The organism is Flavisolibacter ginsenosidimutans (assembly GCF_007970805.1).
GTDB classification, from domain to species: domain Bacteria; phylum Bacteroidota; class Bacteroidia; order Chitinophagales; family Chitinophagaceae; genus Flavisolibacter; species Flavisolibacter ginsenosidimutans.
The window spans coordinates 5,015,933-5,038,036 of the sequence record NZ_CP042433.1; the positions used below are offsets into that span (position 1 = coordinate 5,015,933).

Sequence of the window (22,104 nt, forward strand, 5' to 3'; positions counted from 1 at the left end):
CATAAAAAATCCCGTCAACGTTCGCTGACGGGATTTTCAATTTCTTCAACAGAACTATTCGCTTTCTTTTTCTTTCAGCAGCCATTCGTAGAACAGCGGAAATTCGTCGCGCCAGGTTGGTTCATTGTGTTTGCCTTCGGCCCGGATGTGTGATTTCAATTCGGCTTTGGAATGTTTGTGAATGACCTCAAAAACCTGTAGCATATCGGGTACCATTCGTTCGCTTTCTTCGGCCCCGGCATAAAAATAAATGCGGCCTTTTACCTTGGGCGCACGTTTGGTGGCGTAGTCTTTTAACTGCGGCACAATCCAAAATGCGGGCGAAAAAACACCCGCAGTGCCAAACTTGTTTGGGTATTTCAGCAGAGCGTAAAACGAAATCAAACCGCCCATCGAACTGCCGGCGACGGCCGTGTATTTTGCACTCTTTTTGGTGCGGTAATGATGGTTGATGTAAGGCATCAGCGTTTGCGCCAGAAAATCAATGTAAGCATCGCCTTCGCCTTTGCCGTATTGCTCCATGTCAAAGGGCGAATATTCGTTGATGCGCTTTTCGCCACCGTGGTCCACCGCTACCACAATCGTTTCGCCGAACTGTTTGGCAAGCGTATCCAAAGCTTCATCCACGCCCCATTCGCCATAGCCCGATGTGGCGTTGTCAAAAATGTTTTGCCCGTCCTGCATGTACAGCACGGGATATTTTTTCTTGCTTGTGCCGTAAGACTCGGGCAAATAAATCCAAACGCGGCGATGACGGTTGAGTTGCGGAATGTAAAAAGCGGTATCTAAAATCCGGACGTTTTTTGACGCGGTGCTTTCTTTTGCCTTTCGGGGAAAATGATCGGCCCAATGGTCGATTTCCACCAATATTGAGGTATCGCTTTCTACAGTTATGGTATGATTGGGGAGCGGAAAGCCTTCGTTGCCTGATTCCACGGCGTCCCAGTTTCCGTGAGTAAACTTGTATTCAAACATACCCTTGGGTAAGTCAATTGTAATGCCGGATTTTTCGTTGCAGTTTGCACAGGCATATTTCACATTCTGGGGATTCCAGTTGTTGAAATTTCCCGCTAAATAAATTGTGTCGGAAGTTTTGTGGTAAGCCGGCAGTTTTCGAAAAAGAAATTGCACTTTGTGTTGCGCCAACAAACTTGTTGCAAGCAGACAAAGTGCAAGTGCGCAAAGGCTTTTCTTCATGCGGATTATTTCAGCGACGGCAGGTAATCCCGCACCTGTTGATGAATGCTTTCGCTTAACGGAACGAGCGGCAAACGCAAATTGTTTTGAATAAGACCCATCTCCGCCATCACTGCTTTTACACCGGCCGGATTGTTTTCGGCAAACAGCAAATCGTAGCCTTGTATGAGCATGTTGTTGAAAGCTCTGGCGTTGTAAAAATCGTTTTGCAAAGCCGCGTTCACCATGTTTGAAAAATACTTGGGGAAGCAGTTGGCCGCCACGCTGATCACACCGTCCATGCCACAGGCAATTTGCGCCATCGCCAGGTTGTCGTCGCCGCTCACCACCATAAATTCTTCGGGCTTGTCGCGAAGGATAGTCATGCACTGCGCCATGTTGCCGCTGGCTTCTTTAATGCCGGCAATTGTGTTCACTTCTTTTGCCAGGCGCACCGTTGTTGCCGCCGCAATGTTACTGCCCGTGCGGCCTGGAACGTTGTATAAAATGATGGGCTTTGTGGTGCTGTCGGCAATGGCTTTGTAGTGCTGAAAGATGCCTTCCTGCGACGGTTTGTTATAATAAGGCGAAGCTGATAAAATGGCTACGGCTTTTTCCACCGGGAAGCTTTCAATGTCTTTGATGATGGATTGCGTGTTGTTGCCGCCAATGCCAACAACCACCGGCACTCTTGCATCAACCGACGCAAACGTGGCGTTGATAATGTCAAGCTTTTCTTCACGGCTGAGCGTCGGCGTTTCGCCGGTTGTGCCAAGTGTTACCACGTATTGTACGCCGCCTTCAATGACGAAATTGATCACCGCGTCCAGTGCGTTAAAGTCAATGCTTTTGTCTGCTTTGAACGGTGTAATCAATGCAACACCCGTTCCTCTTAATATTTCGCGAAGCATAAAATAATTACAGATTTACAATTTCCAATTTTGGGCTAAGAGAGAAAGAGCCGTAAGGAGAAAGGAGCTTTGATTTGATTTTCTTCTTGTTTCTTTTCAACCTTTTTCTCTTAGCATTTTTATTTACTTAGCTGTATTGCTACTATCACCTTCTGTTGTGTCACTCACTTGTGCGTTCTGATCGCTACTCGCCGGTCTGCACTTTCACTTCTTCGTTCATCTGTTCCTCCTTCGTCTGTTCGTTATTCCCGCCTTCTTCCCAGAAGCCCATCTTGCCAAATTTTTCAATCCGGCTGTTGATTCTTTCTTCAACGGGAACGTCTTTCAATTCAGCCAAAACTTTTACAAGATGTTGCTTTAAGATTTGCGCGGCTTCGTCGTAATCCCAATGTGCACCGCCGGCGGGTTCGGGAATGATGTCGTCCACAAGGCCAAAGCTTTTCATGTGCTCAGCCGTAAGCTTTAATTGCTCCGCGGCCACTTCTTTTTTATCCCAGCTTCGCCACAAAATAGACGAACAACTTTCCGGTGAAATAACGGTGTACCAGGTATTTTCCATCATGTACACACGGTCGCCTACGCCAATACCCAAAGCACCGCCCGAAGCACCTTCGCCAATAATCACACAAATCACCGGCACCTTCAGACGGATCATCTCGTAAATATTGCGGGCAATGGCTTCGCCCTGTCCGCGTTCTTCGGCTTCCAGCCCAGGGTAAGCGCCGGGGGTATCAATTAATGTGACGATGGGCTTATTAAATTTCTCAGCAAGCTTCATCAATCGCAGGGCTTTGCGATATCCTTCGGGATTGGCCATGCCGAAATTGCGCAGTTGCCGCGTTTTCGTATTGATGCCCTTTTGCTGCCCAATGAACATTACGGTTTGTCCTTCCAGCAGGGCAAAGCCGCCCACCATGGCTTTGTCGTCGCGTACGTTTCTATCGCCGTACAGCTCCACAAAATTGGTGGTCATTTTTTCAATGTACTTCAGCGTGTACGGACGGTCGGGGTGGCGGCTCAGTTGCACTTTTTGCCAAGACGATAAATTTTGCGTCACTTCCCTGCGCCGCTCTACAATCAGGTTTTCGAGTTCGGCAATCTTATCGGCGTAATTAATTTTTTTATTTTCCTGTGCGTGGCGCAGTTTTTCAATTTCATCAATGAGATCTTTGATGGGTTTTTCGAAATCCAAAAACTGTCTGTTTGCGTTTGCAGGCATAGGCGTAGTTAATGGCGGTAAAATTAAGGGAAAGAGAGAATGTGATGCTTGGGAAGAAATCAGTAACCGTATGTGGACAATTTATACTTACCGGGCTTAAGCCAGTAATAACTGCCGTGTGCTATCGGGAGCTTCAATAAAAGCAGGTTTTGGTTTTACATACGAAGGATAAATCTTGACAAATTATTTTTAACCCCATAAAGTCAGAAAGTATTGGCATAGATGCTTAAAGGCAAACAACTGTTACACTCTTATCTTCACCTGCTCTGTCATCGGCACTTTGTTGCGAATGTGCCGCCGCAAAAACCAAACTTCTTTCACGTCCTCTTTTTTGATCAAATGTTGCGGCGCCACTTCTTCGTTGTCACTTATCAGCACCCATTCGTCTTCCGATTTATTGTACAAACGCTTTATCAGTAATTGATCGGCGGCATGAATTACGTACACGCAAAAATCTTTTGTATCGTTCCAGTCTTCAACGGGAACCAACGTTGCCAACACCACGTCGCCGGCACTTAACGTTGGCTCCATGCTGTCGCCGTCAATTTCAAAATAACGCCACACCGCACCAATGGGATTCACGCCGGGAGGCAAGGAATATTGCTCCAGCGTGTCCATGTAATCTACTTGCTCAAAACCTTTAATGTAACCGGCTTGCGCCTTCACGCCAACCAACGGCGCCAGGTGAAGGTGAGGAGCATTTTTGTCTTGCAAACGACTGTTTAAAAAAGCCTTTCCGTTCACCCTTTTTTCTGTGCTGTGTGAACTTTTACCCAAAATATTCACATCGCCCCAATTTGTGGGATTTTGATGGTTTTGCAGGAAGCTTTGCACCTTTCCAAAAGTTCGTTTTGAAGGCTTCATTTTGCCGCTTTCCATTTTATTGATGACTTCGCGGGAAATTCCAAGCTTCCTTGCGAATTCGGTTTGGCTTAGTCCGGCTAACTCCCTGATTTCCACTAAGTTTTCGGCGGTAAACATGACGTAAAATATTTGTGAATAAACTTGTGAATAATTTGTGTGAAATGTGAACTTTTGTTATCTTTATGCTTCACAAATTTAATCAAATAATTCACAACTTCAAACGATGCGAAATACGACGAAAGAATTCCGGTTTCCTTTTCCGCTGAAGCACAAGGTGGTTCGTGACCTGAAGATTGTTACAGAACACGTTGGCGACCTGGAAGTGCAGGGCATTGGTTATTTCAATCCATCGGCCTCACAACTTGACATCTTCGACCGCTACTCAGTGGACATTGATTTTGTTCGCTGGAACGGCGCCGACATTAAGCCGGTGCTGGAAGTAACCGGTGCAATGGATGAAATTCAGGAAGCAGCGGTTCGCTATTTCGCTCACGAGTTTGAGACTGGAATGGGAAGAGCCGCGTAAGGCCATCAGAAATCAGCTTTAGAAAGCTGACAGTTGATGGTTCATGGCTAACAACGAGTACGATTAACACACAATACACGAAACATGCAATTACGAAAAGCAACAAGGAAGAAAGCAAAAATCAGGTTGGGACTATCGGCGGTTTCAGGCGGTGGTAAAACTTACAGCGCCATTTTACTTGCCAAAGGCCTTTGCGGCGATTTGAGCAAGGTGGCTATCATTGACACCGAAAACGGCAGCGCCGATTTGTACGCACACTTAGGCGATTACAACGTGCTTCCGCTGACTGCGCCGTTCACACCGGAACGTTATATTGAGGCTATTCGCTCCTGCGAAAAAGCCGGGATGGAAGTCATCATTGTTGACTCGATTTCGCACGAATGGGACGGCAAAGGAGGGTGTTTGGAAATCGTGGAGCAACTGGGCGGCAAATACCAGGACTGGGCGAAAGTGACACCCCGCCACGGGGCTTTTTTAGAAGCCATTCTGCACAGTCCCTGCCATATCATCACCACTGTTCGGCGCAAGCAGGATTACGAAATGGTGAAAGACGGTAACGGTAAAATCAAAGTGGAAAAGGGCGGTCTGCGTGAGATTACAAGAGAGGGCTTTGAATACGAACTGACGATCAATTTGGAGTTGGATACGAACCACAACGCAACGGCCTCAAAAGACCGTACGGGTTTGTTCATGGGCAAGCCGGCCTTCGTTCCTTCGGAAAAAACGGGTGAGATGGTTGCGCAATGGTGCGAGCAAGGCGAGGAGCAGTTTCACGTTCTCCGTCCGGGCAGCGATTGGTATCAAAAAGTGGACGATTGCGGCTCACAAAAAGAGCTCGTTGAACTCTATCAGAAGAACAAATCCGAAGTAGACTCAAACCCGTTGTTGCAACAATTGATTGCGAATCGCAGAAATCAAATCAATGGAAAAACACTTAGCGCAGCTTAGCACCTTGCCTTCAATAAGAGAAGGCTTGAGCAAAAAGCAAATCAGTCAGATGGCTGACGACGCAGTGAGCAATGTGATGGAAGAAGGCAATGTCTTCGGCGTGGCCGAAGCACTTGCGGCGATGGAAGAATTTGTGAAGACGGTGCGCAGAGACCAACGCTATGTTCAGTTTTTGCGCGACGAACTCGCCAAGCATCATGGGCGTTTGATCACTTCGTCCGGTGCAAAGATTGAACTCTGCGAAGCCGGTGTGAACTACGATTATTCAGGCAACGCCGAATGGTGTGCGTTGGAAGCCGAACGTTTCGAAATTGAAAGAAAGAAGAAAGCAGTGGAAGAGAAATTGCGCCTGTTGGCACCGGGCCGCGTGGCCGTTGATCCTGATACGGGTGAGATGCTGGAAGGTCCGTTAAAGACATCAAAATCTACTTATCGAATAACCTTGGGAAGATGAAAACAATTTATCAGGAATGCGCAGAGATAGTGAAAGACCTTGTTGGTCATGACTACCTGTATTTTGATACGGCCATTGAAGTAAAAACTTCGCCGCACAGTTTTCCGTTCAGCGCCTGGGCGGTTTGCGTAAGTCCGAAGGACGAATTGTTTGTGATGGACAGCGACGAAGAATGGCACCGGGTAGAATTGGAAGATGTTAATGCTTCGCTCGTTATCGGCAGCTTGTATCAGCGCTTGAAGTTGATGCGCATTGATTATGCGAAAGCGAGTTAAGGCCCTATGGTGAGTAGTGAACCGTGAGTGTCACTGCTCACTACTCACGATTCACCACTCACAAAAAGGAGAAAATTATGAACAGTGTAAACAACGTTGTAACCATGGAGCCGCAAGGGCCGGTTGTGAGCGTTCCGCGCAAACGCTTTGTGCGTTCGTTGGAATACGAAATCATTGCCAACCTGGCAAAGAACCAATACACAAACGGCGAGGAAGTGCTGTTTGAGCGGTTGCTTTCAATTCCCCTGGCCGAACGCGTTCCGGGTTTGATTAATGATTACGGTTTGCAGCGTGCACACCGCTTGATAAAAATGTTGTTGCAGGAATTCTGTTACGGCATTCCCTTACCAAAAAGCGCCAAGCTTTCCGATACAAAGATTGCGGCTTGCGCCTGCGACCTGATTCTGGCATCTTATGAAGATCAATTGAGTCTTGAAGATTTGGTAGTGTTTTTAGAAAAGGCAAAAGAAGGCAAATATGGAAAGTTTAAAGGTGTGGTTACGCATTTTGGCATCATGCAAAAGCTGGAGCAATATCGCAATGACCGTTCGGAAACTTATTTCGCGTTAAAGGAAGAGCAGGAAAGAAAGAGGAAAGAGGAAAACGAAATTCCCAGGATAGGCGAGGTGAGGAGCATCGGTGAAATCATGCAACAAGCCGAAGTGATTGACATGACGAAACGAAAAAGTGGTTGATTGGTTTGTGTATAAAGGGACGATTCACGTCCCTTTTTTGTTCGTAAACCGCTGTGCTTAAACTTCAACAGAATTTTCGGTAAATTTTTCTCTTTGTTTTTGGTGGAAAAGAAAAGACCCCTATTTTTGCCTCCCCAACGAAAAAGGATTGGTAGTTCAGTTGGTTAGAATGCCGCCCTGTCACGGCGGAGGTCGCGGGTTCGAGTCCCGTCCAGTCCGCAAAATTTCGTCTAAAACCCGCTCCCAGAGCGGGTTTCGCTTTTTTCATTCTATTTTTCATTCTATATAAGAACCCAATACCGCAATTTTTTACCTAATCTTCCTCTTGTTTACTCTAGTTGACTGCATTGTCATTTTAAAGCTACGATGCTGTTTTGGGGCAGAAAAATCTTATTGTCAAATAAAAGTGAGCCCGTTGCCTGGAACGTGTTTAAACTTGGAGGAGTAGTCTAATCGCACGCCCCGGCACGTGCCATTGGAGGCTTTTTGGTTGCTGAAATCAGCAACCTTATTTTTAAGTTTATAAAAACTGTCTATAAAAAGAATGCATGCATGTCTTAATTATCCGGATTCTTTGGAATTGGCTGATGCCAGAGAGTGCGCATGATTGTGTCCTTCAGCATCTCTTTTGGAAAGAGTGACCGATGTACAAGAGAATAGCTAAAAGCAGTGAAATTTTCACTGCTTTTAGCTGCTTAAACTTCCATTAAGTGTTTTATCTCACTTCCCAGGAAATATACCCTTGAGCGAATTTTAATTCGCCGAAGTTTGCCGTGCTTAATCCAATCATATATGGTGGGCTTTGTTATCCGAAACAGGCTGCAAATTTCCCGCATGTTATAAAGAGGCTTTTCCGTCAGGCCAGGTATTTCTGCCACTGGTACCGAATTGACCGTTTGCCGACTGCTCCTTTCCATTTCCTCTCTGATGATTCCCCGCATTTGGGTCCAAAATTCGTTAGGATCAAGCGGAATCAAAATCGGTATTGAGTTGTTTTTATCCATGTTCACTATCCTTTGGAAAGATTTATAATGCGGCAAGACCTTTAAAGAAGGTAAAGTAGTCTCGAAACGTTTGTGGAGCGACTGCATGTAAACAACGGCCGTTCTGCCGCAGCGATCATGTTTGGGTTCTAGCTCTTATTCGCAGATCATTCATTTGCAAGTAAATTTTACTGCCTACGTTTCGCTTATACGAAGCCTCGTATCGGATATACCCGAAATCATTAAGGTCTTTTAACCGCTGATGATAGGTGGTACTGGACAGAATTTTTGCAAGCGGCATAACCTCATGACTAAAAACCTGAAGAGGGACTGCGAATTCGTGCGCCTTCCAATACAGCAAAAGGGCCATGTAGAGGGAGACGTGTGTTGTATTGATTCGAGGGTCATTTTCAATGACTTCGAAGAAATCGGAAAATTGTTTTGACTCCAACACAGGCTCTGTATTCAGCTTATGGATTGTCCTTTCTTTCGGCTGCGCTTTTGTCTCGGCACGGCGAAGCCTCCGTCGTCATCGCTTGGTTGCTTTTGGGTTTCTTTTTTGGTCTCTTGCTTTGCCGACTGTTCGGGTGACCCCTTCTCTTTCTGTGATTGATTGTGTATCCGCTGCATAGAAGCATCGTACACATTGAGCGATTTGAACCGGGGATTGGCTTCAATGAATACTTTCTGTTCGGTTTCGTCTTTCACAAAAGTCACTACTTGACGGTTGCCTTTCTGGAGCGATTCAATTAATCGCGATTTTTGTTCTTCGTTGGAAAGCTCCTTTATGGGAAGCTTTGCCAATTCCTTGGTCAAGTCAAAGCCATAATTCTGGTGGTATTGCTTCAGAAGGTAGTTGCCGGCCTTATCGGTTTCTTTAAAATTCATTTGAACCCATGCATTATAGGCTTGCCCTTCTTTGTTCAGCAAATCTTTGTTGACTGCCCGGCCGCTCATTAAGTTATACGCTTCCTTTAGCGTAATGTTGTTTGCCTTGCCAATGAAGAAGGTTTGTTTGACCATATCGGGGTTGTTTTCAGTCTTCAACGTAAAGTCGTATCGGTCCAGCTACTCGATCAACAGCGCCGATACCTCCATCAGCCGGTCAAAACAGTTGGAAGCGGCCATTCCGCCTTCTAAAATTGCGGCGCTTTCTTCCGGTGAATTTGTAGGAATGGTGGCGGATAATCCTGACCAAAAAATCGAATTAAAAACGTTTCATTGCGAGATAGTGAATGATCACGAGGCTCTGAAAAAAGAGCAGGAGGGGTACAAAGAAATTCCTGTATTTAAGAAATTAAATAACGCTATTATTCAACGTGGTTATTTGCAGATTAGGCAGGATGTACAAGACATTGTGCAATCCCAAATGGAGTCAATGCTAAACGATCCAAGTATGAAATATCTGATTGTTAAAAAAGAGGCTTGACTTATTGTTTCCCTTTAATCTGTTTATAAAATGCTTACCGTTCCTTATGTTTTAAGGCCTTAGCTAATCCACTATTAATTGAAGGTTGGTAACAAGCTCCCTAAAACTCGGTATAAAATCAGTATCCTTCATCTTTATGGCTATGTACTGATCCAAGGATATATTTTTCTCAAAAAATAAAAAAGGGTTTCTGGTTTTATTAAACGCCATGCTCTTTTCCTTCGTTATTTTGATGTAACCCATGAACAACTCAAGCAGCAAGGAGGTGCTTCGTTTAAGGTTTGCATAATAGCGAGGCAAAGAACTGAATTATAATTTATAATTTCAGCAGCCGTTATGGGCAGACTGAATGCCAAGTCCCACGTGCACAAAGCCTTTTCACGTTGAAACGTTTCCGTCCACTTCCATTCCACCCACACTGCCACTCATTTTACCTCGGCGAGCAGGCTTGCCGTTTTTACATTCTTGGTAAAGACGCCAAACTTGTCACTGTTTAGCAAATAGCGTTTGTTGTCAATTTTATAAACGAGCATTTCGTAAAAGTTCATGAAGCCTTCGTCGTGGTCAAAATCCAGAAGCTGTTGCTGGGCCGTTTTGTAGTTTTTATCAATTCGGGCAAGGGTCACCACGCCTTTGTAAAAGTTCTTTGACTTTGGCGTCTTTCCGTCGTTTGCGCCCATGGTGTTTTCAGGATTGTCAAAATAAATCAGGTATAAATTATTTTCTGCGGTAAAGACTTCGGGGATGCCGAAATGATTGGGGTTCACGGTCGCTGCTGACCCGTTCGTTCCCTGGTAAAGGTTCCGCTTAATGGGAATGGTCGAAACAAGGCGGTCGCCCTCAAAGGAAAAAATAACCGCGTCCAAGAGTTCAACAACGCCGCTAATTCCACCGGAGGCGCTGTTGCCGATGTTTTGAAAACAGTATTGCACCACTACGTCGATCACGCCGTTATTGCGCTGGGTGACGCTCCTGACGAAATAATCTTTGCTTAACCCTGTTTTCTTTGTTTTCTGTAAAACGTCTAAAAGCGAAGGCGCAAAAGGTTCTTCCTTTAAAATTGACTGGTCACCCGAAGAAGAAATTTTGCCCACAGCAAGTGCCGCTGAATAATCTTTTTTGCCCGGCCAGCTAAGACCGCTAAACAAAATACCGTTATCACTCGAAAGACCAAAGTCACAATTAATCAAGGGCTGCCCGCCGGACGCGAGTGGCAAGAGTTTTGCGCCTTCTTTACCGGCCAAAAGAACGCTATAGACAAAGAGTTCGTCAATTTTTTCATCGGGATAGGAAAGCAGGCTAAAAACGGTGCCGCTTTCGCTAATCTGTGTTCCGGAAATGCGCCCCTTTTTCCCAAGAAATGAAAGGGTAGTGCTTTGTTTAAAAACCAAAGAAGGCGAGGAGTTAAACGAAAGGCTATGCAAGAAGGCCGCTTCTTTTTTACCGCCCTCTTCCAAGACCGTTACGCCAAAGGTGCCGGCCTTCTGGTTACGAACACTGGTAAGCGTATATTCTTTGTCTTTGTCAAAGGGAAGGCTTGCTAGTACAACGTGCGCCTTCTTTACCGCAAGGTCTGCGTCGCTGAACTCCCAATAAAAAATGGAATATTGATTCGCTTCCTTGCTTCCGCCCGCGAGCACCACATGGATGGATCCCGGGGTATTAAAAATGAGAACCGGCAGCATGTTTTCGCTTCCTTCCCCTTCCAGCACGGTTTCTTTTTCTGCGACGATACTGAGCTTGTGATCAAACTTCAGCAGGTGCACGTATGCGCCCTCTTTACCGGAGCCTGCTTTCCAAACGTCCAGGCGCATAAAGCCGTCCTTACCGTCCGACATTACACCGCCCAAGTTTTTAACGTGAAAGGCTTTGGAAAAGGGATTGACCACGACCATTGGCCGGTTCTGGTTCATGTGGTAGGCTTGCCGGTCAGCCATTGTCACCTTCGCCAGTTGTGCTTGAGAAAGCACAGCGCTCAACGCACAGGCAAGGAAAAACGTTATTCTCATAAGCTCCAGAATTTTGCTGCAATATAAGGGAGCGCAATCAAATGGAAGAGGTTGAATGTTACATCGAATAGGGTTTTAAAGTCCCCATTCTCTTACAACCTAAGCAACTTTTTTTGCTGACTATTAAGGGTGTATAAACTACATATTCCCGGCAATTTTTACATGAATGCGTTGTCCATTAAGCAATGGACTCTAACTAAAATCTTTCAACACTTTTACCTATATTGACCAAAGTCTTTATTTTTACGACTAACAACTTGCAGAAGGAACGATCTCGGACTACTTAAAATCGTTTTCTGAAAGAACATTTGACGCCATCTTCCACTTGAAAAGCTAAACCGGTACCATTATCCCTTCTTATTTAAACTATTTGGTATGCCAAAACTTGGCCTCTTAGGCTTGCTTCTGCTTGTATTTCAATGCTGCCCTGCACAGTTGATAAATAACGGCGGAACCATCAGCGTTCAAAGTGGGGGGCGGCTACTTTGTGCAGGTGATCTTTTGAACTCAGCCGGCAGCATCTTAAACGACGGAAAAGTCGAAGTACAAGGGAACTTTTCCAATGGAGGTACGTATACCAGCATAACCAACAGCGACACCTTACTTTTTACAGGAAGTGGTTTAAGCCTGGTCAACGCGGGCAATGCTTCGTTTACCTATTTGGCAATCAACAAATCAACCAGGGGAGACAGTGTACGGCTGGGAAGCCCATTAATTGTAACAAGTAAATTCGATTATTTGTCGGGGTCGTTTTCCACTGATTATCTAAGTAATCCAAGCTACGTTTTGTCTGCACCGGCTACTGCAGTGTTCAACATTACTCCTGGCTTGGAAATCGCTGGTCGGGTTCGGCGAACGGCATGGACGAACACTGGAACAACGGTATTTAACAATCCCCAACTTCGCGTCTCAACCATCGGTGGAACTGCGCCAAGTGATGTGACGGTAACCATGCTTCCGCAAAGTGCCGGGGGCGATCCGTCACAAGCGGAGCGAGAGGTGAAACGAAAATTCTTGTTTGAACAAACCGGCGGTGCAAATTTCACCGCGGACGTTCAGTTTCCCTATGCGGCAACGGAGTTGAACACAAACAACGAGACAAATCTCGTCCCGTGGTATTTGAATGCGGGCGAATGGACTGCACAATTCAATTCCGTCACAAAAGATGTAGCCAATAAGGTCGTTTCCGTTACTGGTATCCCGGTAAGTTCTTTTGTTGGTGAATGGAAACTGGCAGATCCTGTATACAAGTTTAATGTGTCTTTGTTTTTAAGGGGTGCCTGGAACGCGGGGCCTGGAGACATGACGCCTTCCCTCAACGCAAGCGGCTACTTGCCCTTATCGCAACCGTATGCAGCTTCACCGTACAACTACAACGGCACTGAAAGCGTGCCTTCCATTCCCAACGCGAACGTCGTCGATTGGGTACTGATGGAGTTTCGAAAACCGCAAAGCGGTTTGCCTAGTGATGCGATTCCAACGACAGCCATTTCGCAGCGTGCGGGCTTCCTGTTGCGTGATGGATCTCTTGTTGATCTAGACGGCATAACGCCACTTAGCGCAACGCTTGGAAAACAGGGGCCGGGTTTTGTTGTGTTGCGCCACAGAAATCACATTGCCGTCATGAGCGGTGCATTAGCCTCAGGCGACGGCACATTCCTTAATGATTTTTCCGCATTGGGTAATTGCTACACTGATAATGGCATCGGCAATACACCCGTGCAGCTTTTACCCGGCACAACAAAATATGCGTTATGGGCAGGCAACGCAAATAAGGACGGTGTTGTAAATGCATCTGACATCGCCTTGGTAAAAGCGCAGGTTAACGGCGCTGCAATCGGCTACCAAGCAGGTGATGTAAACTTGGACGGCGTTGTCAACGCTTCGGATGTAGGACTTACAAAGCTTAACGCCAATGCAGCCGCAACGGGGCATGTCTTACGAACCAGCGGCGCGACGTCCACCGTTCTAACATCGCATGTGCCTGGCAATTGAATATTCAAAACGACTTATGAAATCAACACTGTTTGCAATTTTTCTTCTTTGGTCACTTTATGCTTTTTGCCAATCAGCACCGGTGGAATCACAAATTTTTAATGCGGGTTCGACGGCAACCACGTCGAAGGTAGGGGTGCGGATACGCGCCAAATCTGGAACGGTGCAATACTTTGGGGTGACCTTCTACTTGCTTTATCAAAGTGCCAACGCATCGATTATTTCACTGGACGACAATAAATTGGTTTCAACCTTTGGATGGGGGACAAGCGGGAGGACATATAACCTTGCCAATTCTGTTAACTTAACTGTGAACAATATATCGTACGACAAGCGGTTGGTTTATGCAAACGTTGATGAAACCAGCGGCTCCAACGTCGTGACCTTAACTACTGCGTGGGATACACTATTGTACGTAAATTATTCCAACCTGCAGGCTTCTTATCCACAAGGCGGCTTCGCTTACGAACAACAGTCGGCTGAAGCCTTGGGCGTTGCGCTAACGGATCCGAATTTTTCCAACATTCCAATTGATGTGACATCACCGGCTCTACCGCTCGGGCCTGGCACTGTCTTACCCGTCACCTTTAGCGGTTTTGAGGTTGGCTGCACTGCGAATGGAACCCTTATCTATTGGCATACAGCTACAGAAGCGAACAACCGGTTTTTTGAAGTCGAAAAAAGCATCGACGGGTTGTCGTGGCGGAGCCTGAACCGTATAACAACCTCTGCTTCTGCAAATTCTACCAAAGATTATCAATGGACAGACGCCGAAAGCGGCAGCGCCTTCTACCGAATTAAGCAAGTTGATTTGAATGGCACGGAGTCTTACACGGCGGTGAAACACACGGACTGTACACCCGCAGGGTTTTCAATCCAGCTCTTCCCTGTACCCACTAGCGACAAACTGACCGTAATAATTAAGTCGGCGCAACAGATAACTGCGGTTGTATCGCTAATTGACAACACAGGACAGAAAGTAATGTTCCGCACCTGCCCATTGAACAAAGGTTCAAATCAAATTACCCTGGATGTGAGTAAGCTGGCCCAAGGACGGTATTACTTGCAAACAACATCTGGTGATTTTAGTACGAAAAAAGCGGTTGTAATTGTGCGGTAAAGGATTGGGGCGTTACGAGACGTCTCAAACAAAAGACACGCGAATCATGCCATCGCTTGAACATTCCGGGACAAGATTCAACGAGCGTCATCAGTTTTACAGCTAGTCGAAACGAACAAAAATTAAGAAAGCTAGTCGATTCAATGGACAACATTCAATAACAGCTTGATGCGTGAGACACCGACACGAACAGTATCTGAGAAATCACACGTAAAGTAAAAAACGTAGTCATCGTTTTGCAACGAGATTCGACCCAAAGTCTTTAGTCGCTTATGAGAAAAATAATAATCCTTTTTGCCCAGATTCTTTCGGTATGTTTTGCAAACGCTCAATTTCCTGCACCATACTGCGGAGAAAGCTTCAGTCCCGTTACATCGATCAACAAAGTTGTTTTTGCCAATCTGACCAACACGATTCCTTCGTTCAGCCCCGGAGCAGCCCATCGCGATTTTACCTCGCTTGTAGCGAACGTAACCCAAGGCAACACCTATACATTATCTGTTTCGGGTTATTCAAATAGTTTACTTGATTACTACCGGGTGTATTTTGATTGGAACCAAAACGGTAATTTCTCCGATGCCGGAGAGCAACTCGACATGGGCCGGTTATTTTCCTCTGGTGCTGATGGTGCGACGCTTTCCTTCAATGTGACCATCCCGTTGAATGCTTTGGGTGGTGTTACACGAATGCGCATTGCAAAACGTAACATTTCTTATCCCTCACCCTGTAACGCAACAGCGTCAGCCGGCCAAGCTCACGACTACACGTTGAACATAACGACGCTGCCGCCTTGTTCGGCACCACTGATCGGCGGAAACGCGGTTAGTGCTGACGCCAGCGTATGCCCAACAACATCCGTACAATTAAGTGTTAACGGCGCTACCGCCGGTTTTAGCGGCGTGTCATTTCAATGGCAATCGTCGCCGGATGGCAGCAACTGGACAGACATTTCTGGAGCGATATCGACCAGCCTTTCAACTTTTCAAAGCAGTGCCACTTATTACCGCCGGCTTATCCAGTGTGCTGCGGGTGGCTCAGCCTCTTCAACCGCCGTGCTGGTTGGCATGAAACCTTTGGCTACTTGTTATTGCGTTCCGTCTCCCACTGTTTGTACTTTCTATTACATGGATTCGGTCGCAGTTGGAAGCCTGGCGAATGTTTCGGCCTGCGGCAGCAGCGGCTATAGCGATTACACAACGACAGCGATATCGCCCTCTTTACAGGCAGGTACCTATCAGTTGCTCACGGTACGCACGGGTGGTAGCGGAAGCAAAGTAGTCAAGGTTTGGATTGACTTTAATCAAAACGGTGTCTTTGAAGACAACGAACAGACCGAAGTGGGACGTCCGGTAGGGGCAGGAGTTGTAAAGAAATGGATTCGCATTCCCTTTAACGCCAAAGGCGGCATTACTCGAATGCGCCTACGTGCCATCTACTCTTATTATGACTGGGTGGGCGCTTGTGGCAATTATAGCACCGGAACAACCGACCAAATAGAAACCGAAGATTACAACGTATCGATTATCCCAAGCTCGACGCCTAATGCCACTTTCGTCTTTTATGTAAAAGCCAATGCCACGGGTGCCAACAACGGGTTAACCTGGGCTGACGCATACACGTCACTCTATAACGCCTTGTCTTCTGCATTGCCGAGCGATACGATTAAAGTCGCCAAAGGAATGTATAAGCCTAGCGGCTCGGCTTTCAGCATGAAAGACAGCGTGGTGGTGTTCGGCGGTTACCCTGACTCTGGGAATCCTACGGAGACAGACCGAAACTGGCGAACCAATCAAACCATCTTAAGCGGCGAATTGGGTGTGCCGGGTTATAGCGGAAACTTCCCGGTTTTGCTGATGGGCAGTTCGTTGTCGTCTGTTACACTTTGGGACGGTTTCATTCTTCAAGAAACCTACGGGTATGGAAGCGGTAGTCGCTCAGGCGCAGTTGTGCTTTCTTTCAACAGCCGCCCGGTATTGCGCAACTTCTTGTTCAGAAATAATTACGCCAGTGAGAGCAACGATGGCACGGCCATTACGGCAATCAACAGCTCGCCTACAGTGATTAATAGCGTCTTTGTCAACAACAACGTTTCATTTCTAACTTATTCAAAAGGTATCGTATACAGTAGCAATGGCAGCCCGGTATTTTACAATTGTGTGTTCGCCAACAACGGCGGTTTCGATTCATCCAGCGCATTGTACCATTCTGGCGGCAACCCGCAAATAGTTAATTGCACCTTTTTCGGAAACGTCTGCGGCTACAGGCCTGAAGGTGCCGTGGTTGTGGGCACCAGCGGCGCCAACATAAGCATTAACAATTCTATCTTCTACGAAAACAGGAACATTAACAAAGATATTTATCAGACCTTTTCACCCGACTCAAGCGAACTGGTTCTTTCAAATTCAACCGCATCAGTACAGAACTGCATTTTTCAAAACTATAAGGGAGGCAATAATGTTCAATTGAGTGTGAATCCCCGCTTTCGGGACACGGCGGATTTAGATGGTCCGGATAATTTGTTTTTTACAGCAGACGATGGGCTGTCGCTCACTAACCCTTGCTCACCGGGCCTTAACGCTGGCAACAACGCACTAGCGAATCTGACTGAACCCGATTTGGCGGGCAGCAACCGCGTTTTCGGAACTGTGGACTTAGGTGCCTACGAGATGCCGGCGACTCGCTCAACACCGTTGAAGACTGTGTATGTGAACAAAGCTGCCACGGGTACAAACGACGGCAGCAGTTGGTCCAATGCATTCACAGACTTGCAAAAAGCCCTGCAGTATTGTGCTGATACCGTTAAGGTAGCCGCTGGTACTTATCCGCCTTCCCAGGCCAATACACGTTCTTTTTTTACGCTGGAAAACAAAAAGGTTTTGTTAGGTGGATATCCGAGTACGGGAAATCCAAGTGACGCAGACCGTGACGCAAGTTTATATCCAACGGTCTTGAGCGGCAAGTTGCCAAATGGATCACAAAGCAGCATCATTATAAAGAGCAAGAACGTCGACAGTACAACGATGATGGATGGCTTTACCGTTCGGGACTGTTCCCCGATACGTCCAGCGTTGGGAAGCCTTTACCTTCTTGACAAGGCTTCACCAACGATTAAAAATTGTCGCATTGCCGGCAATAGCTTCGGCATTGTTTCGCAAAAAGGCAGCGATGCACTCTTCCTTCGCTGCACGCTGGATAGCAATTATTTTGGCGCCACTATTATCATTAGTGCCCGGCCAAGATTTCAAAACTGCAATTTTATCCACAACCGGACTGGTGCGACCTATGACGATAGTTACGACGGTGCAGCGGTGAACAACCGTTATGCTTCACCTGTTTTTGATTCGTGCAGGTTTGCCTATAACACTGCGAGCCATTGGGGCGGTGCCATAATGAACAGCATTAGCCAACCGCAGTTCACGCATTGCATCTTTACAGCCAACACAACAAGTGAATACGGCGGAGACGTTTTTAACGACAGTTCGAACGCACAATTCGACAATTGCACTTTCAACGATACGCTTACAGTGGTAAGCGGCGGTAGTATATTTAATTCGGGAAGCGCACCGGTGTTTCGGTTTTGCCAATTTAAAAACAGCAAGGCGACGGGAGACGGTGGCGTTGTGTTCAATGAATTATCTTCTCCCACTTTTATCTCTTGTGCGTTCTCCAAAACCGGGAACTTTTACAGCCGTTTATACAGTCGCCCTACGTTGATCAATTGCATTGCTGCAATGCCCGCTACAGATGGGACGCCGTTCATGAAGAATGTTAGGACGGTGGCTACACTGACCAATGTAACTTTTGTACGTCAAGGCATACCTGGAGAAGTAAGTCAGAGTGGCGCTCTGGTCTTGAACACTGACAGCTCGCAACTCACGGTTAAAAACAGCATTTTCTGGGGCGGCAAACTGGATACAAAAAGCCCAGCGCCAGATATTGTGAACGACCCCAATACCACATATACTTCCTCTACAACCATTAACAACTCCATTACCCAAGCATACGGAACCAACGGCGTTAACGGCAATCTGGTCGGCATAAATCCGCGGCTGTCTGAGTACAACGACCCTGATGGAAAAGACAACGAGTTTTTTACGCCCGATGATGGTTTAACCCTTAGTGCTCGTTCTCCAGCTATAGATGCGGGAAGCACAAATGCAAACAACCAACCAGTAGATATATTGAATCAGAACCGCGTTTATGGCAATGGGATTGACATCGGCGCGTACGAAAGACAATCGCCAGCCGGTGGGTTTTCAAAAACAGTTTACGTTAACCCGTCTTCCACCGGTAATGGCGACGGTTCATCGTGGGCCAATGCCTACACATCACTGTGGCCAGCCATCGAAAATATTTGCGCCGACACGGTGAAGGTAGCGAGCGGGGTTTACAAGCCGGCCGTTTTCGATCGTGACAGCTCTTTTCTTTTGCAACACAATAAAACTTATTTGGGTGGTTATCCATCAACCGGCAGTCCCGCGGATATCGAACGAAATCCGACGCTTTATCCAACGGTTTTGAGTGGCAATATCGGTTCGCCAGCTGATTCTTCCGACAATACAAAACACGTTCTGCTAATAAACAATGCAGATACATTGGTAACGCTTGACGGCTTTGTTATACAAGACGGGCTTGCAAATGTTGGCCAGTTGCTGACACAGGTAGGGGGCGGGGGTATTTTGGCCGTCGGTTCGAAGGTGAAAGTTTTGAATTGCGTTTTGCAAAAAAATACGGCGGTAGCCGGTGGCGGCATGATGATCAGCGCCTCCGACTACTTTAAAATCAGCCGTACAGTGGTTCGCGCCAACAGGTCAACAGGTCGCGGCGGCGGTTTGTATTTGTTTTCCATGACGGGAAATGTCCAGGGCGTTGTTGAAAATTCAGTTATGGCGGCGAACTACGCGGGTGCACACGGCGGCGGTATCTTTGGCAGCGGCAGCAATGGTTTTTACACCGCCGGCATTAATTACAACAACGTAATTTTTTACAGCAATACTGCAGCCTTTCAAGGCGGTGGAATGTACACTGACGCACCCTATAAAACATACGTTACCAATTGCACCTTCGTGCGAAATCACGCGGCGGTCGCAAGTGGAGCCGGGCTGTACAACCGAATTGTTTATCAACAAGATCAAGGCTTTCCGCAGATTTATAATTGTGTTTTCAAATCCAATTCGCTAGCCGTTAACAGCACCGATGAAACATACATGGGGTCTGATATCGCCGAAGAAAATTGTCCGGCTTTTAATTGTTACCGTTCCAACATTCGTTACAACCGGGTACAATCTTTTGTGAATTATTTCGACATGAACAACGTGTATGTGTCACCGCGCTTTAAAAACGAACTCAATCCTGAGGGACCAGATAATCAATGGCTAACCGATGATGATGGCTTGCAACTATCACCAACCTCTTTGCTTGTAGACGCAGGCGATCTGTCCTCTGTCGCAGCAATACCGTTCGACGCTTTACGGAATAAGCGGGTTAATGGGCCTAAGCCTGATTTGGGCGCCTATGAATCAACTGGCCCTGCGTGTGGCGGAAAGGTTTTTACCGCAAGTGAATCAGGCAATTCCTTCCAGTGGCAAGTCAATGAAGGCAATGGGTTTATCAACATTCAAAACGACGCTGTTTATGGCGGTGCCCAAACTGGTTCTTTAACATTGACAGGTGCTCCTACCAGCTGGTATGGTTATACGTACCGTTGCGTCGTAACAAATGCAAATGGCACCGCATACAGCAAGACTGACTTGTTGACCTTTGAGGCGGTTTGGACCGGTGGTACTTCGAATGCTTGGAATGATCCCGCGAATTGGAATTGCGGCAAAGTGCCCGACGGAAATACCGACGTGTATGTTTTTGCGGGTACATCGAATTACCCGTTTGTAAACATCAATGCCATTTGCCGAACCGTCTCGGTGCAGGAAGGCGCAAGTCTAACGATTGGTTCGGGATATACGTTAACTACAACACATTAATTGTTCGCGGTAAACACATTCACAAAATGGCCTAAGTCTCATAAGTTGGCGTGCAAGCACCAAAATAGGAGGTGCAGACCGAAATTTTTTTAACGGCAATTCGCTTGTAAAAAGAGAGAAGGTTGTCAAGCAGGTCTTGATTTCAGCGCACAACGTATCAAAACATTAATCCTACTGGAAAGCTTAATTAGATACGAATCATTGCTTTTGTCATCAACAAACGCCTATTTACTTCGACTTCCACTACATTCGTTTCCTCACTCACCGTTATGAATAAAAACATTCTTTGGACACTCCTCGTTCTTTTCCTCTTTACCCGTTGCAGCAAAGGCAACAACACCGATCCGTTGGCAACCGGTGAAAAAATAGAACAGCCCAAAAAAGTGACCCTAAATTTTTACAGCCAAAACACGCTGCTAAAAAAATGGATTTACGAACTGGATTCCGCTGATCTTACAAGTCCGGTTGGCGTCATTTACTGGACGGATACTACCTATTATCCGGGAGCCGACACCTATTTTTACAAAGTACGGCAGGCATATGTTTATAACCCAGCCGCAGGCCTGTTCAACAGTTTTGAATCCCGCAATTACCGCTCAGGGTATGTCTATCACGACGTCAACCAATTCGTGTTGCAGGAATCCCCGGTCAACAATTTTAAACTAAGCACGTTGTACACCAGCGGTTCGACAAGGCTTGGCTATACTTCGGTTTTGAAGCTTTACAGCGATTTTCAACAACAAAAGGTCTCGCTCTCGTATCAAAACGATTTGTTCGTCACGCAGCGAGGCGATACCAAATACGCGGAAATCTATTACGCCAACTACGGGCCACACAACTATTTTAATTTCAACAAAGACAGCATTTATCTACAGGAAGCGGTGAGACCTGGCACGGGTTTTACGAACGAGACGCCCCAGATGCGCTATTATTATTACTACACTAAAGAGATTCCCTGGTACTCCCCAAAGATCGAAGACCGTAGTGTTTTTTATACCCGTTCGCCCTATTTGTGCGACAGCTTCGTGCTTAGAAATGGTGATTATGTTTATCCGACCCCAACATCGTTTGGCATCTTTACATCCGCACTCGAACGGAAAGTTGTTTACCAATACACGAAAGATACCACAGCCATTAAGTCCTTTATTGACGCGGTCAATCCCATTGCGAAAGATCCCCTTTGGTTTTATATAACTGCCAACGCCAACACCTTTGCCACCTATAGCGTTCGCGAAGGCGGCAATTACACAGACCTCTATAACTGGATGTCGTCGCGGTCAACGGATTCGGTTTTTCTGATGACAGGAGGAAGGCGGGTGTTTAAGCAAGCCGCTACGACCACCAATACCGTTGAGCGGGACGCAAAGGGACGCATTAGCAAAATCACCAACAAAACCGACAACAGCACGAGCTATAAGACACTTGAGCTGTCGTATTAATAAAGCCGTTACCCTCGAACGGTTACGAGCGGAATGACAATAACTGTGTCCGTCGTCAATCTGATGTTACAGCAACCAAATTG

At 46.5% G+C, this 22,104-nt stretch carries 17 protein-coding genes and 1 tRNA gene; 11 read left to right on the top strand and 7 right to left on the bottom strand.

Annotated elements, in window-relative coordinates:
• Window positions 1-54 precede the first annotated feature (54 nt).
• The 4 genes from FSB75_RS21435 to FSB75_RS21450 form a co-directional block, all read right to left on the bottom strand.
• Window positions 55-1,197, bottom strand: coding sequence for an alpha/beta hydrolase (locus FSB75_RS21435; protein ID WP_146791633.1), 1,143 nt, complete (start codon window positions 1,195-1,197; stop codon window positions 55-57).
• Window positions 1,198-1,202: 5 nt separating this feature from the next.
• Complete coding sequence (gene dapA, locus FSB75_RS21440) at window positions 1,203-2,087, bottom strand: 4-hydroxy-tetrahydrodipicolinate synthase (protein ID WP_146791635.1); 885 nt, start codon at window positions 2,085-2,087, stop codon at window positions 1,203-1,205.
• 184 nt (window positions 2,088-2,271) lie between these two features.
• Window positions 2,272-3,279, bottom strand: coding sequence for an acetyl-CoA carboxylase carboxyltransferase subunit alpha (locus tag FSB75_RS21445; RefSeq protein ID WP_262711940.1), 1,008 nt, complete (start codon window positions 3,277-3,279; stop codon window positions 2,272-2,274).
• 270 nt (window positions 3,280-3,549) lie between these two features.
• On the bottom strand, window positions 3,550-4,287 hold the full coding sequence (locus FSB75_RS21450; protein ID WP_146791639.1) for a helix-turn-helix domain-containing protein: 738 nt from the start codon (window positions 4,285-4,287) through the stop codon (window positions 3,550-3,552).
• Between the two features lie 106 nt (window positions 4,288-4,393).
• On the opposite strand from FSB75_RS21450, the gene FSB75_RS21455 reads away from it, so the two are divergent.
• The 6 genes from FSB75_RS21455 (at window position 4,394) to FSB75_RS21480 (ending at window position 7,287) form a co-directional block, all read left to right on the top strand.
• Complete coding sequence (locus FSB75_RS21455; RefSeq protein ID WP_146791641.1) at window positions 4,394-4,696, top strand: hypothetical protein; 303 nt, start codon at window positions 4,394-4,396, stop codon at window positions 4,694-4,696.
• Between the two features lie 84 nt (window positions 4,697-4,780).
• Entirely contained in the window at window positions 4,781-5,644 is an 864-nt protein-coding gene (locus FSB75_RS21460) for an AAA family ATPase (protein ID WP_146791643.1), read from the top strand.
• Window positions 5,619-6,098: a hypothetical protein gene (locus FSB75_RS21465; protein WP_146791645.1), complete on the top strand. Its 480-nt coding sequence runs from the start codon at window positions 5,619-5,621 to the stop codon at window positions 6,096-6,098. The genes FSB75_RS21460 and FSB75_RS21465 overlap by 26 nt, the downstream gene beginning before the upstream one ends.
• Window positions 6,095-6,373, top strand: a complete 279-nt coding sequence (locus tag FSB75_RS21470; RefSeq protein WP_146791648.1) for a hypothetical protein — start codon at window positions 6,095-6,097, stop codon at window positions 6,371-6,373. Before FSB75_RS21465 ends, FSB75_RS21470 begins: the two co-directional genes overlap by 4 nt.
• Before the next feature lie 77 nt (window positions 6,374-6,450).
• The gene (locus FSB75_RS21475; protein WP_146791650.1) at window positions 6,451-7,068 is read left to right on the top strand and encodes a DUF6633 family protein; all 618 of its coding nucleotides are present in this window, start codon (window positions 6,451-6,453) and stop codon (window positions 7,066-7,068) included.
• Between the two features lie 145 nt (window positions 7,069-7,213).
• A tRNA-Asp gene (locus tag FSB75_RS21480) sits at window positions 7,214-7,287 on the top strand.
• 476 nt (window positions 7,288-7,763) lie between these two features.
• Here the strand turns inward: FSB75_RS21480 and FSB75_RS22320 are convergent.
• Together FSB75_RS22320 and FSB75_RS21495 are read right to left on the bottom strand one after the other, a co-directional pair.
• Entirely contained in the window at window positions 7,764-8,159 is a 396-nt protein-coding gene (locus FSB75_RS22320) for a helix-turn-helix domain-containing protein (protein WP_317130403.1), read from the bottom strand.
• Window positions 8,160-8,516: 357 nt separating this feature from the next.
• On the bottom strand, window positions 8,517-9,074 hold the full coding sequence (locus FSB75_RS21495) for a hypothetical protein (RefSeq protein ID WP_146791654.1): 558 nt from the start codon (window positions 9,072-9,074) through the stop codon (window positions 8,517-8,519).
• 91 nt (window positions 9,075-9,165) lie between these two features.
• Between FSB75_RS21495 and FSB75_RS21500 the strand changes: the two genes are divergently transcribed.
• On the top strand, window positions 9,166-9,480 hold the full coding sequence (locus FSB75_RS21500; protein ID WP_227990688.1) for a hypothetical protein: 315 nt from the start codon (window positions 9,166-9,168) through the stop codon (window positions 9,478-9,480).
• Between the two features lie 425 nt (window positions 9,481-9,905).
• Here the strand turns inward: FSB75_RS21500 and FSB75_RS21505 are convergent, their stop codons facing one another.
• Window positions 9,906-11,489, bottom strand: a complete 1,584-nt coding sequence (locus tag FSB75_RS21505) for a hypothetical protein (protein WP_146791656.1) — start codon at window positions 11,487-11,489, stop codon at window positions 9,906-9,908.
• 375 nt (window positions 11,490-11,864) lie between these two features.
• Here FSB75_RS21505 and FSB75_RS21510 point away from each other — a divergent pair, with 375 nt between their 5' ends.
• The 4 genes from FSB75_RS21510 to FSB75_RS21525 all read left to right on the top strand — a co-directional run bounded on the left by FSB75_RS21510 (window position 11,865) and on the right by FSB75_RS21525 (window position 22,021).
• Entirely contained in the window at window positions 11,865-13,484 is a 1,620-nt protein-coding gene (locus FSB75_RS21510) for a dockerin type I repeat-containing protein (RefSeq protein ID WP_146791658.1), read from the top strand.
• Between the two features lie 16 nt (window positions 13,485-13,500).
• Entirely contained in the window at window positions 13,501-14,604 is a 1,104-nt protein-coding gene (locus FSB75_RS21515) for a T9SS type A sorting domain-containing protein (protein WP_172623251.1), read from the top strand.
• Window positions 14,605-14,876: 272 nt separating this feature from the next.
• Window positions 14,877-20,582: a right-handed parallel beta-helix repeat-containing protein gene (locus tag FSB75_RS21520; protein ID WP_146791662.1), complete on the top strand. Its 5,706-nt coding sequence runs from the start codon at window positions 14,877-14,879 to the stop codon at window positions 20,580-20,582.
• A 269-nt stretch (window positions 20,583-20,851) separates the two neighbouring features.
• Window positions 20,852-22,021, top strand: coding sequence for a hypothetical protein (locus FSB75_RS21525; RefSeq protein WP_146791664.1), 1,170 nt, complete (start codon window positions 20,852-20,854; stop codon window positions 22,019-22,021).
• Window positions 22,022-22,104: the final 83 nt, after the last annotated feature.